General features: G+C 66.6%; 12 protein-coding genes, 1 other RNA gene and 1 riboswitch. Of the genes, 6 read left to right on the top strand and 7 right to left on the bottom strand.

Annotation, left to right across the window (positions count from 1 at the left end; translation table 11 throughout):
• Positions 1-203: 203 nt before the first annotated feature.
• The 7 genes from cobC to ACYP5B_RS21990 are packed head-to-tail and all read right to left on the bottom strand — an operon-like array spanning position 204 to position 7,083.
• Positions 204-779: an alpha-ribazole phosphatase gene (cobC, locus tag ACYP5B_RS21960; protein ID WP_459571084.1), complete on the bottom strand. Its 576-nt coding sequence runs from the start codon at positions 777-779 to the stop codon at positions 204-206.
• Complete coding sequence (locus tag ACYP5B_RS21965) at positions 764-1,528, bottom strand: adenosylcobinamide-GDP ribazoletransferase (protein ID WP_459571085.1); 765 nt, start codon at positions 1,526-1,528, stop codon at positions 764-766. Before ACYP5B_RS21965 ends, cobC begins: the two co-directional genes overlap by 16 nt.
• Positions 1,529-1,571: 43 nt before the next feature.
• Entirely contained in the window at positions 1,572-2,612 is a 1,041-nt protein-coding gene (gene cobT / locus ACYP5B_RS21970; protein WP_459571086.1) for a nicotinate-nucleotide--dimethylbenzimidazole phosphoribosyltransferase, read from the bottom strand.
• A gap of 52 nt (positions 2,613-2,664) precedes the next feature.
• Positions 2,665-3,306 carry a cob(I)yrinic acid a,c-diamide adenosyltransferase gene (gene cobO, locus ACYP5B_RS21975; protein WP_459571087.1) on the bottom strand — a complete coding sequence of 214 codons (642 nt, stop codon included), beginning with the start codon at positions 3,304-3,306 and terminating at the stop codon, positions 2,665-2,667.
• Positions 3,299-4,135 carry an ABC transporter ATP-binding protein gene (locus tag ACYP5B_RS21980; RefSeq protein WP_459571088.1) on the bottom strand — a complete coding sequence of 279 codons (837 nt, stop codon included), beginning with the start codon at positions 4,133-4,135 and terminating at the stop codon, positions 3,299-3,301. Before ACYP5B_RS21980 ends, cobO begins: the two co-directional genes overlap by 8 nt.
• Before the next feature lie 5 nt (positions 4,136-4,140).
• The gene (locus ACYP5B_RS21985) at positions 4,141-5,139 is read right to left on the bottom strand and encodes a FecCD family ABC transporter permease (RefSeq protein WP_459571089.1); all 999 of its coding nucleotides are present in this window, start codon (positions 5,137-5,139) and stop codon (positions 4,141-4,143) included.
• A gap of 15 nt (positions 5,140-5,154) precedes the next feature.
• A complete protein-coding gene (locus ACYP5B_RS21990; protein WP_459571090.1) occupies positions 5,155-7,083 on the bottom strand; it encodes a TonB-dependent receptor plug domain-containing protein in 1,929 nt (642 codons plus the stop codon).
• A 99-nt stretch (positions 7,084-7,182) separates the two neighbouring features.
• A riboswitch (cobalamin riboswitch) is annotated at positions 7,183-7,427 on the bottom strand.
• A gap of 208 nt (positions 7,428-7,635) precedes the next feature.
• Between ACYP5B_RS21990 and ACYP5B_RS21995 the strand changes: the two genes are divergently transcribed.
• From ACYP5B_RS21995 to ACYP5B_RS22020, 6 genes are all read left to right on the top strand, one after another.
• Positions 7,636-7,953 carry a hypothetical protein gene (locus ACYP5B_RS21995; RefSeq protein WP_267606484.1) on the top strand — a complete coding sequence of 106 codons (318 nt, stop codon included), beginning with the start codon at positions 7,636-7,638 and terminating at the stop codon, positions 7,951-7,953.
• A complete protein-coding gene (locus tag ACYP5B_RS22000) occupies positions 7,950-8,291 on the top strand; it encodes a cell division protein ZapA (RefSeq protein WP_459571092.1) in 342 nt (113 codons plus the stop codon). The genes ACYP5B_RS21995 and ACYP5B_RS22000 overlap by 4 nt, the downstream gene beginning before the upstream one ends.
• A 313-nt stretch (positions 8,292-8,604) precedes the next feature.
• Positions 8,605-8,815, top strand: a non-coding RNA gene (gene ssrS, locus ACYP5B_RS22005) — 6S RNA.
• 182 nt (positions 8,816-8,997) lie between these two features.
• Positions 8,998-9,492, top strand: a complete 495-nt coding sequence (locus ACYP5B_RS22010; RefSeq protein WP_267604115.1) for an EVE domain-containing protein — start codon at positions 8,998-9,000, stop codon at positions 9,490-9,492.
• Between the two features lie 84 nt (positions 9,493-9,576).
• Positions 9,577-10,389, top strand: a complete 813-nt coding sequence (locus ACYP5B_RS22015; protein ID WP_267604116.1) for a sulfite exporter TauE/SafE family protein — start codon at positions 9,577-9,579, stop codon at positions 10,387-10,389.
• 109 nt (positions 10,390-10,498) lie between these two features.
• Positions 10,499-10,907: SIMPL domain-containing protein (locus ACYP5B_RS22020; RefSeq protein ID WP_459571093.1), on the top strand; the 409-nt coding region annotated here is incomplete at its 3' end.

Consider the following 10,907-nt stretch of genomic DNA (forward strand, 5'->3'; position numbering starts at 1 on the left):
TAAGGCGATGCGAGTTTGGGTCCCGGCCGCTCTTTTCGTCGAATCCCGAGGGGGTGTCGCCCCATCCGGCGCGCCTTTTTTGCCTACTTTTTTGGCAAGACAAAAAAGTAGGTCGCCACCCCGCAGGGGTGGTGAAACTGCTTTTGACTTTAAGCAGTTGCAGTTGCAGTTGCAGTCATCACCCAACACCCTCAACTTCAACCTCAAACCCGATTCCACCACCGCAACCGCGGCACACCCCCACCCAGCGTAAACCGACAACTCGCCCCATAGCCAAGATCCCACCCCAGCGTAGTAGCCAGCGGCACCCCAAGCCAATGTGCAGCCAGCATGCGCATTGGCCCCGCATGAGCAACAACCCACAGCCGGTCCGGCGCATCCGCCGGCAAGGCATCCGCCCAAGCCGCCACGCGCGCCATGGCTTCCGCTACAGTCTCGCCCCCATGGGGCCGCGCATGCAACAGATCGGCAGCCCACGCATCCAGCTCGGCGCGCGGCACAGCGTCCCAGGCGTGGCCTTCCCACCGGCCAAAATCGAGCTCGCGCAACTGCGCATCGGCTTGCGGCACCACCCCCAAATCCCGCGCCAGTAAATCAGCCGTAGCGCGAGCCCGCGCCATCGTGCTGCAAACAATGCGTTGCGGCGCGAGGCCATCGAGTGCCAGCAACATGCGAGCAGGCTCGGGCAATACGGGTTGAGCCAACGGCAGGTCAAGCGCGCCGTAGCAGATCCCCTGCGCAACCTCAGGCGCCGCGTGGCGGATCAGGACCAGGTCCATGCCGCCGCCACAAGATAGATCAACAACTCGGCCAGTTGCTGCGCCATGCCGAGGCAGTCGCCCGTGTAACCGCCAATGCGGCGAACAAAGTAGCGCCCCAGCAAAAAGCGCAGCACCACCAACGCAACGATCACCACAGCAGCAAACAGCGGCGACACCAGCAACAGGGGCAACGCACCGCAAAGCAGCGTGAAACCCAGCCCGATGCCGGACAGCCGCTGCGCCACCGGCTTGGCCTTGCCCTCGGCGCGTACATAGTCCAGCGTGGCAAGATAGCTCACCGCCATGGCGCGGCTGGCCGCATGCGCAGCCACCAGCACCAGCAGCAACTCCACGATGCCGCTACGCGCGGCAATCGCCACCAGCAGTTGCCACTTCAGCAGCAGCGCCACCACCAGCGCGATGGCACCGAAGGCGCCGATGCGCGAGTCGTGCATGATGCGCAGCACGTCCTCGCGCCGGTAGCCGCCGCCGAAAGCATCCACGCAGTCGGCCAGGCCGTCTTCGTGGAAAGCGCCGGTAGCCAGCAGCGTCACGGCCATGCCCAGCAGCAAGGCCACGCCAGGCGGCCACCATTGCAGCGCGCCCCAGCTAGCCAGCGCGCCCAGCACGCCGACCAGCAAGCCCACCAGCGGGAAATAGCGCGCCGCCGCATTCAGGTAGTGCGGCGCAAAGCCGACCCAGCGCGGCACCGGCACCCGCGTGAAGTAGCCGACTGCGGTCAGGAAGTAGCGAAGTTCGTCGAGCATGGGCCGGGTGGGTTGGGCGAAGTAGCAGGAGCGCTGGCGCAGTCTACGCCGACGCGGTGCTAACGCCGGCGGCGCCGAAGGTGGCCATCTCGCGCAGGAAGGCCGCGGCCGATGCCACCAGCGGATAGGCCAGCGCGGCGCCGGTGCCTTCGCCCAGGCGCAGGTCCAGCGCCAGCAGCGGCTGCGCGCCGAAGTGTTCCAGCAAGCGCCGGTGGCCGTGCTCGTGCGAGCAATGCGAGAACACGCAGTACGCGAGCACCTCGGGCGCGAGACGCTGCGCCACCAGCAGCGCGGCCGACGCGATAAAGCCATCGACCAGGATCACCATGCGGCTGGCGGCCGCGGCCAGGAACGCGCCGGTCATCATGGCGATCTCGAAGCCGCCGAAGGCCGCCAGTACGTCGAGCGGTTCCACGGCGTCGGCGTGCAGCGCCAGCGCCTGCGCCAGCACCGCGCGCTTGCGCGCCAGGCCCGCGTCGTCCAGGCCGGTGCCGCGGCCGATGCAATCCTCAATCGGTGTATCGGTAAGCCGGCTCACCAGGCAGGCAGCCGACGAGGTATTGGCAATGCCCATCTCGCCGAAGCCGATCACGTTGCTGCCCAGCTGGGCGTGGCGCAGCACGCGCGCCATGCCGGCGGTGAGCGCCGCCTGCACCTGCTCCGCGCTCATGGCGCGCTCAAAGGCGAAATTGCGCGTGCCCGCAGCGATGCGGCAGTTGACCAGCCCGGGCGCGGACGGCAGCGGCGCGCGCACGCCCGCGTCCACCACCTCCAGCGCCAGCCCGTGCAGGCGCGAGAACACATTGATGGCGGCGCCGCCGGCCAGGAAGTTGAGCACCATCTGCGCCGTGACCTCGGCCGGATAGGCGCTCACGCCGGCATCGGCCACGCCATGGTCGCCAGCGAACACGATCACCGCGGGACGCTTGAGCTCAGGCGTGCCGCTGCCGGTGATCAGGCCGATCTGCAAGGCCAGGTCCTCGAGCCGGCCGAGCGCGCCGAGCGGCTTGGTCTTGGCATCGATGGCGGCTTGCAGGGTTGGTCGCAAGGAGACGTCTAGCGGGGCAATGGCGGGTAACAGCATGGTGTTTCTTGGTGATTCTTGATGAAGATTCGCTGGAACAAGAATAGACGTTTTACATCTCGACGCCACGTTGGGCCTTGATGCCTTGCTGGAAGGCATGTTTGACCGGCGTCATGTCCGTCACGGTATCCGCCGCCTCGATCAGCGCGGGCGGTGCGCCGCGGCCGGTGATGACCACGTGCTGCATCGGCGGGCGGGCGCGCAGGTCGGCGATGACGGTGTCCACATCGAGGTAGTGCAGCTTGAGCGCGATATTGAGCTCGTCCAGCAGGACCAGTCCCATCGACGGGTCGCGCAGCAGCGAGCGCGCCACCTCCCACGCGGCCTGGGCCTTGGCCACGTCGCGCGCGCGGTCCTGGGTTTCCCAGGTGTAGCCCTCGCCCATCACGTGGAAGGCGCATTGCTCCGGAAAGCGCCGCAGGAACAGTTCCTCGCCGCTGGGAATCGCGCCCTTGATGAATTGCACCACGCCGGCCTGCATGCCATGGCCCAGCGCACGCACCACCATGCCAAAGCCGGAGCTGGACTTGCCCTTGCCGTTGCCGGTGGTGATGACGATCACGCCGCGCTCGTCCTGCGCAGCGGCAATCTTGGCATCCACGACATCCTTCTTGCGCACCATGCGCGCCTTGTGGCGGTCGTCGCGGGCGGCGTCTTCCGACGTGGAAGTCTCAAAGGCTTTGGGTTCAGTCATGTTGGGTTCCGTCTTGTTCGGGGGAATGCGCCCCATCGGCAATCAGCGCGGTATGGCGGCCGTCGCTGACGCTGACAATGGGCGTGCGCAGCGCGTGCGAGCAATGCGCGGGGGTCAGGACCTGCGCCGCCAGGCCGTGCAGGCAGAGGCCATCCTCGGCCAGCAGCAAAGCATGGGTCGCGTAGCGCCGCGCCAGGTTAAGGTCGTGCAGGATCACCACGATGGCATGGCGGCCGGCGCGTGCCAGCCGGGCCAGGGTTTCCAGCACCATGATCTGGTGGCGCAGGTCGAGATGGGCGGCGGGTTCGTCCAGCATCAACAGCGGCGCCTGTTGCGCGAGCGTGGCGGCCAGCGAAACGCGCTGGCGCTCGCCGCCGGACAGGGTCAGCACATCGCGCCCGGCCAGCGCATCGAGATCCATCTCGCGCATCACCGCGGCGACCACCGCGTCGTCCTCGCGGCCGGCCCAGCCCCAGCCGGACAGATGCGGGTGACGGCCTACCGCCACGGCGTCGCGCACTGACATCGAGAAGGTGTCGTGCACCGCCTGCGGCAGGTAGGCGCGGCGCAATGCCAGGGCAGCGGGCGGCGTCTCCAGCGGCGCGCGGCCATCCAGCAGCACCACGCCGCCGTCCGGCTTGCGCAGGCCGGCCAGCACCGACATCAGCGTGGATTTGCCGACGCCGTTCGGGCCCACGATGCACCACAGCTCGCCCGCCTGCATGGACAGGCTCAGCCCATCGAGCAGCGAGCGCGCGCCGGCGCGCAGCTGCAAGGACTGCAGCACCAGCGGCGGACAGGGGGTAACGGGTTCGTTCCAGGTCGGCATAGGGATCAGCGCGGCCTGCGCAGCAGCAAGAAGAGGAAGGTCGGCACACCCAGCAGCGCCGTGATCACGCCCACCGGCAGCTGCGCGGGCGCAATCACCGTGCGCGCCACCAGGTCGGCGGCCATCAGCAGCGTGCCACCGAGCAAGGCGGAGGCAGGCAGCATCAAGCGCTGGTCGTTGCCCCAGGCAAGGCGCACCAGGTGCGGCACCACCAGCCCGACAAAGCCGATCGAGCCGGCCGAGGTAATGGCCACCGCGATGGCCAGCGAGGCCAGCACGAACACCGACATGCGCACCACGCCGACGCGCACGCCCAGCGCCTGCGCCACGGTCTCGCCCATCAGCATGGCATTGAGCGAGCGCGCCATCGGCATGGCCAGCAGCACGGCCAGCGCCAGCGCGCCCAGCGCCAGCCCGTAGCTGGCGGTGCCGCCCAGGTCGCCGGTCAGCCAGAACAACATGCCGCGCAAGCGGGCCTCGGGCGCCACGCTCAGGATCAGGGTGATCAACGCGCCCCAGCCCGCGGCCAGGATCACGCCGGTAAGAAGCAGGCGCGAGCCGGCCTCATGATGGCCGCCCTGCACCTGCGGATGCAGCAGGTCGCGCCGCGCCAGCGTGGCCACCAGCACCATCGAGAACAGCGCGCCGCCGGCCGCGCCGGCCTGCACCGTCCACAGCGGCCACATCATCAACATGGCGGTGAGCGCGCCGGTGGCCGCGCCACCCGACACGCCCAGCACATAGGGCTCGGCCAGCGGGTTGCGCAGCAGCACCTGCATCAGCGCGCCGGTCAGGGCCAGCAGGCCGCCGCAGGCGAACGCGGCCGCCGCGCGGGGCAGCCGCAGCTCGCGCACGATGGCGCCAGCGGTATCGTCGGCGCCGCCGGACAGCGCCTGCCAGACCTGCGCGCCCGACAGCGACACGCTGCCCACCGCCAGCGACAGCAGGAACACCGCCACGCCGGCGGCGGCAAGCATCAGCCAGACGGCTAGCGCGCGGCGCATGTCAGGCAGCCACCATCATTTCTGACGCCAGCCCAGCGTGACAAAGCCGGCGCGTCCTTGCGTGTTGTAGGGATAGGCGAGCTGGTAGTTCTTGTCGAACAGGTTTTCCACACGGGCGGCAACGAACCATTGCTTGTCGATGTTATAGCGGGCATTGAGGTTGACGATACCGTATCCGCCCAGCGTACGCGAGCCGCTGTCCATGCGCGTCGAGGAAATGATCCACTCGCCGCCCAGGCGGAAGTCGCCAAACTGGCGGCCCACGTCGAATGCGGCATGGCGGCGCGCGCGGCGCAGCAGCTGCGTATTGCTCTGCTCGTCCACCGGGTTCTGGAAGGTGATGCTGGCGCCCACGTCGGTGCCCATCAGCTTGGCGCGCCACGAGGCTTCGATGCCCTGCACCTTGGCCTTGTTGACATTCTGCGCCAGGAACAAGCCATTGGGCTGCAGCGCCGAGGTGATCAGGTTGTCGTAGCGGGTCTGGAACGCGGTCACGCGCAGCAGCCCGGCGGCGTCGGTGTTGTACTGCGCGCCCAGCTCGAACGACTTGGCGCGCTCGGGCTGGATGCCGGGCTGGCCAAAGCCCGGGAAGTACAGTTCGTTGAACGTCGGCGCGCGGAACGCATTGCTGGCGTTGGCGATCAGCTTCAGCGCGTTGGTCACGTTATAGCCGTAGCCGGCGAAGTAGCTGGCCTTGTTGCCGAAATCCGAGTAGTGGTCGTTGCGGACATTGAGCTGCAACTGGTGCTTGCCGAGGCGGCCGTCGTAGCCGCCGAACACCGAGGTGATATTGCGCGTGGGCGCCGTGTAGGAGCTCGAGTCAAGCTCCTGCTGCGCGTGCTCGGCGCCGAACAGCACGGTATGCGAGGGAGCCAGCGCGTACTCGTTCTGCCAGGTGTACTGGCGGTTGCGCGTGTTGAAACGGCTATTGAACACGCCGTTCAAGGTGTTCTCGCTGCGGTCCTCGCTCTGGGCCACCTTGAAATGCGTGGTCCAGTCCCGCGTAATCTTGCCGTTAACAAAGGCGGAAACCGTGTACAGCTCGCTGTTCATCCACCAGACATCGGTGGGCTTGCCGGCCGTGCTGTCGTAGGAGAGCTTGCTCTTGGAGTAGTAGGCAGTGACGCCGGCGTCCCAGTCGCTGGTGAAGCGATGCTTGACCTGGCCCGATACGCTCTTGTTCTCGTAGGGGTTGTCGTTGGGGTTGGCCTTGGGCTGCTGCTTGGTGTTGACGGCCGAGAAGCCGTCGGTCTTGATGGCCGAGCCGGTGATATTGAACGACGTATCGCCGATCTGGCCGCCGTAGCCCACCGTGCCCTGGCGCGTATTGTTGCTGCCGTACTCGATCTGCGCGTTGGCCGCGGGGGCCTGGCCCGCGCCGCTCTTCGTGAAGATCTGCACCACGCCGCCGATGGCATCCGAGCCGTACAGCGCGGAGACGTTGCCGCGCACGATTTCGATATGGTCGATCTGGTCGGGCAGGATGTTCGACAACTGGGCCGTGCCGCTGCTGGCCGACGAAACCCGCACGCCGTCGATCAGGATCAACGTCTGGTTGCCGTTGGCCCCGCGCATGAACAGGGTGGTATTGGCGCCCAGGCCGCCATTGGCGGCAAACTCCACGCCGGCTTGCGTGCGCAGGAGCGAGCGCAGGTCGATGGCCTGCGAGTTGACGATGTCCTGCTGGGTCACCACCGTGGTGTGCGGCAGTGCCTCGGTCAGCGGCTGGGCAGTGCGGTTGGCGCTGACCACCACCGGCGCGAGCTGCGCGTCGGCGGCCGGCTGTACGGCGGAAGCTTCGCTGGCCTGGGCCATCGCGGCGCCGGGCGCGCACACGGCGAGCAAAGCGATCAGGGTCGCGGGCAGTGGCCAGGAATGGATAGCGGGGGCGGTCTGGCGCGCCGGCGATGCCGGACGGCTCGACTTGTAAGACGATGAGCGCATGATGCGGATTGTGGGAGAGAGCTGCCTGGTCCGTTCCCCCGCGGACCGTCTGGCGACGAAGCGCGCCGCTGGCTTGCGCGGCAAGAAGCAGCGGGAGGGCGGCGCACTCTCGTTCAGGCCGGTATCCGGGCTGGCGACGCCAGTCCGACCGCCTTCCCGAACCTTGCGGTTCAGTGGCTGAGTGGTCGGCCTTGCGATCTTGCGATCGCGGTCGCTTACCGTTGCGGGGGCAGCACAGGTTGGCACGGCCCTGCCCTGGCGGCGACGGCTGGCTCCCTGTTTCCCGTTGAACTGCAACCCTGTAGTGAATAGGATTACGAGCACCTGGAACGTGCGCGAGTGTAGGCAGTTTCAAGCCCAGCGTCAATGGCGCGGAAAAAACGCAGGAAAGCGCCTGAAAACAGGCATAAAGCCGGCGCCACGGATGCCGTTAAGCGACGATGCATGCAACTTCGGCGCGCAGGCCCGGTCACACACGTCTGCGTTCGCCGTCCGCACGATAGCGCTTGGGCTAAAATCCCAAAACCCGAGACCCTAGATATGACAGGCTCTATGCTCACCGAACTCGAACAACTCGCCGCCAAGATCGGGCGTGTGCTGCACCATGCCGATACCCTGGCGGCGGAGAACCAGCGCCTGCGGGAGGAGATCGAACGCCTGCAGGCCGAGGCCAGCCAGCTGCGCGGCGACCGCGAAGCCATGGCCGCCGACCGCGAGCTGCTCAATATCAAGATCGAGGAAGCGCAGCTGCGCATCCAGTCGATCCTGGACAAGCTGCCCACCGCCAGCGACGCCCGCCAGCTCGATCTGCTGGGCGAAGGCGAGGCCGCCAGCCGCGCCGAACAAAAGGCACCTGGAGAAAACGCATGAGCAATAAGCAAGTCGAAGTGAACATTGCCGGCCAGTCCTACCGGTTCGCCATTGCCCCCGACAACGAGGCCGCGCTGCTGGAAGCCGTGGCACTGGTAGACGACCAGATGACCCGGCTCAAGGGCGGGGTATCCGCCAAGGGCGTGGAACGCGTTGCCGTGATGGCCGCCATCAGCATCGCCTCGGACCTGCTCTCGCTCAAGCGCAAGCAGCAGGAGGACGGTGCGATTCCCGTTGATGCCGTGCGTGCACGCATTCGCGAGCTGAACGAACGCGCGGACGAAGCCCTGCGCCAGTACGCGCATGTGGGCACCAATTCGCCCGTACCGCGCAGCTGAACGCTTAGCCTCTCGCCGGTGGTGTACCGCACGGCACAGGCGCGCAGCGCCATGGTGGCGATATCGGCTCGATGTGCCCCACATGCCGCGCGCGTCAGCAAAATGTAACGATACGCAAAGACGGGCTTGGTATGGAAAGCCTCGCGGTGTATAGTGGAGCCAAGCCGCACCAAGCCACATAGTTGCGGTACCTTAGGTCGGGTTATCGCGCCTGACCGCCGTTTTCATCCCATCCAAGTTAGAAACGGCAAACGTCTGACAGCCTTGCCAAAGCAGCATGTTTGGCAGTGCAAAAAGAGTCAGACGTTTGACAGTTTCCCTGCCTGGTTCGTCAGGATCATATTCCTTGAACCGATAAGCATTTGTTGGTGCGGGATTATGCCGTGTGGGCGAGCGCGTCGCTTGATTCATAGTTTCAGTTTGGACTCCCTGAATCAGTGATGTACCCGAAATGCGGCTTCCGCAGCCACTCTGAACCTCACTTGGGTTCAGGATGCCGATCCAGCGGCCGAGGCGGGGACCCCTCTAAAGGCGGTGGTTATTCGACCACCGCCTTTTCCTTTTGTGGCGCGCATTCGCGCGTCACCTCCGCAGCGCCCCCTTTTCGTTTTTCCTCCACGGCCCACATCCGTCAGACGGTTTTCTTTTGGCCGTGCTTGCTGCACCATATCGCTGTCGCCAACGTCACGCCCGCCCCTGCCCGCCCATGAGCCGATCCACGCAAGCCAATGCCGCCGCGCGCGCCCGCCAGTACTGGCTGATGAAGTCGGAACCCGACGAGGCCAGCATCGATATGCTGGCCGAGCGCGGCACCTTGCCATGGACCGGCGTGCGCAACTACCAGGCCCGCAACTTCATGCGCGACGGCATGCGCATCGGCGACGGCGTGCTGTTTTATCACTCCTCCTGCCCGCAGCCCGGCATTGCCGGCCTGGCCGAGGTCAGCTCGCAGCCCTACCCCGATCCCACCCAGTTCGACCCCAAGAGCGATTACTACGACGCTGCCGCCAAGCCAGATGCGCCGCGCTGGATGCTGGTTGACGTGCGCTTTGTCGGCAAGGGCCCACTGATCTCGCTGGCCGACCTGCGCGCGCACGAGGAACTGGCCGACATGGTTGTGCTACGCCGCGGCAACCGGCTGTCGATCACGCCGGTGACCCCGGCCGAATGGCGTTTCATCACCACGCGGCTGATGCGATAGCCTGGCACCGACGGCCGCATCAGCGGCATGACACAATGGCTGCCGACTACATAACTACAACACCAACAAGGTCGATTCCGCTTCATGAGCTTTTCCCTGATTCCCGGGCTGTTGATGCTCGGCGCCTTTACCGGCTTCTGCGCCGGCTTGCTTGGCGTGGGCGGCGGCATGCTGATGGTGCCCTTCCTCACGCTGCTGTTCACCGCCCTGGCCTTCCCCCAGGAGGCCATCGTCCATATGGCCATCGCCACCTCCATGGCGACCATCCTGTTCACCTCGCTGTCGTCGGTACGCGCCCACCACAAGCGCGGCATGGTGCGCTGGAAGCTGGTATTCGCGCTGGCGCCCGGCATCCTGATCGGCGGCATGATCGGCGGCGGCAAGGTCTTCGCGGCGCTCAAGACCAGCTGGCTGTCCCTGCTGTTCGCCATATTCGTCGGCTTTTCGGCGTGGCAGATGCTGCGCAACCGCAAGCCTGCCCCGCACCGGCAACTCCCCGGCACGCCGGGCATGCTGGGCGCGGGCGGCGTGATCGGCTTCCTGTCCAGCCTGGTGGGCGCCGGCGGCGGCTTTGTCTCGGTGCCGTTCATGACCTGGTGCAATGTGCCCATCCACAATGCCGTGGCCACTTCGGCCGCGCTGGGGTTTCCCATCGCGGTGGCGAGCGTGATCGGCTATGTATGGAGCGGGCTGGGCCAGACCGGGCTGCCGGCCGGCTCGCTCGGCTACATCTACCTGCCGGCGCTGGCGGTGATCGCCCTGGCCAGCGTGCTGACCGCGCCGCTAGGCGCGCGCACCGCGCACCGCATGGATGTCGGGCAGTTGAAGAAGGTCTTCGCCTGCCTGCTGTTCAGCCTGTCGGCCTATATGCTGTGGAAGGCCTGGCACGCGTTCTGAAGGACCACGGCAGCCGAAGATACAAGTAGATACAAGGTCGCACGCCACGTAGCGGAACGATCACCTGGGGAGCGCGTCTGATACCCATCGTCTTGAAAGGGAAAATGCAATGAAACACCTGCTTGCCGCCACGCTGCTCGGTACCACCGCCATGGTTGCCTCCGCCCAGGGCGGTGGCCCGACCCACGACCCGGCCCCTGCCGGCGTGCTGTCGCTGTCCGCCCAGGCCGCCACCGAAGTGCCGACCGACGTGGTCCACCTGACGCTCGCAGCCGAGCAGGAAGGCGCGGAACCGGGCGCGATCTCCTCGGCGCTGTCGGCCAAGACGGCAGATGTGATCGCACAGGCCAAGCGTACCAATGGCGTGCAGGCGCAATCGGGCGGCTTCACCATCTATCCGTCCAACGACAAGAACGGGCGCATCAGCACCTGGCGCGGCCGCGCCGAGGTGATTCTGGAATCGCGCGATTTCACGGCCGTGTCCAAGCTCGCGGGCCAGCTCGCCAGCCAGATGCAGG

It is taken from the genome of Cupriavidus sp. 8B, assembly GCF_054589115.1.

Bases quoted from the DNA above. Each gene is read 5' to 3' on its own strand.
- cobC (WP_459571084.1), bottom strand. From the start codon at position 779: ATGGACCTGGTCCTGATCCGCCACGCGGCGCCTGAGGTTGCGCAGGGG.
- ACYP5B_RS21965 (WP_459571085.1), bottom strand. From the start codon at position 1,528: ATGCTCGACGAACTTCGCTACTTCCTGACCGCAGTCGGCTACTTCACG.
- cobT (WP_459571086.1), bottom strand. From the start codon at position 2,612: ATGCTGTTACCCGCCATTGCCCCGCTAGACGTCTCCTTGCGACCAACC.
- cobO (WP_459571087.1), bottom strand. From the start codon at position 3,306: ATGACTGAACCCAAAGCCTTTGAGACTTCCACGTCGGAAGACGCCGCC.
- ACYP5B_RS21980 (WP_459571088.1), bottom strand. From the start codon at position 4,135: ATGCCGACCTGGAACGAACCCGTTACCCCCTGTCCGCCGCTGGTGCTG.
- ACYP5B_RS21985 (WP_459571089.1), bottom strand. From the start codon at position 5,139: ATGCGCCGCGCGCTAGCCGTCTGGCTGATGCTTGCCGCCGCCGGCGTG.
- ACYP5B_RS21990 (WP_459571090.1), bottom strand. From the start codon at position 7,083: ATGCGCTCATCGTCTTACAAGTCGAGCCGTCCGGCATCGCCGGCGCGC.
- ACYP5B_RS21995 (WP_267606484.1), top strand. From the start codon at position 7,636: ATGCTCACCGAACTCGAACAACTCGCCGCCAAGATCGGGCGTGTGCTG.
- ACYP5B_RS22000 (WP_459571092.1), top strand. From the start codon at position 7,950: ATGAGCAATAAGCAAGTCGAAGTGAACATTGCCGGCCAGTCCTACCGG.
- ACYP5B_RS22010 (WP_267604115.1), top strand. From the start codon at position 8,998: ATGAGCCGATCCACGCAAGCCAATGCCGCCGCGCGCGCCCGCCAGTAC.
- ACYP5B_RS22015 (WP_267604116.1), top strand. From the start codon at position 9,577: ATGAGCTTTTCCCTGATTCCCGGGCTGTTGATGCTCGGCGCCTTTACC.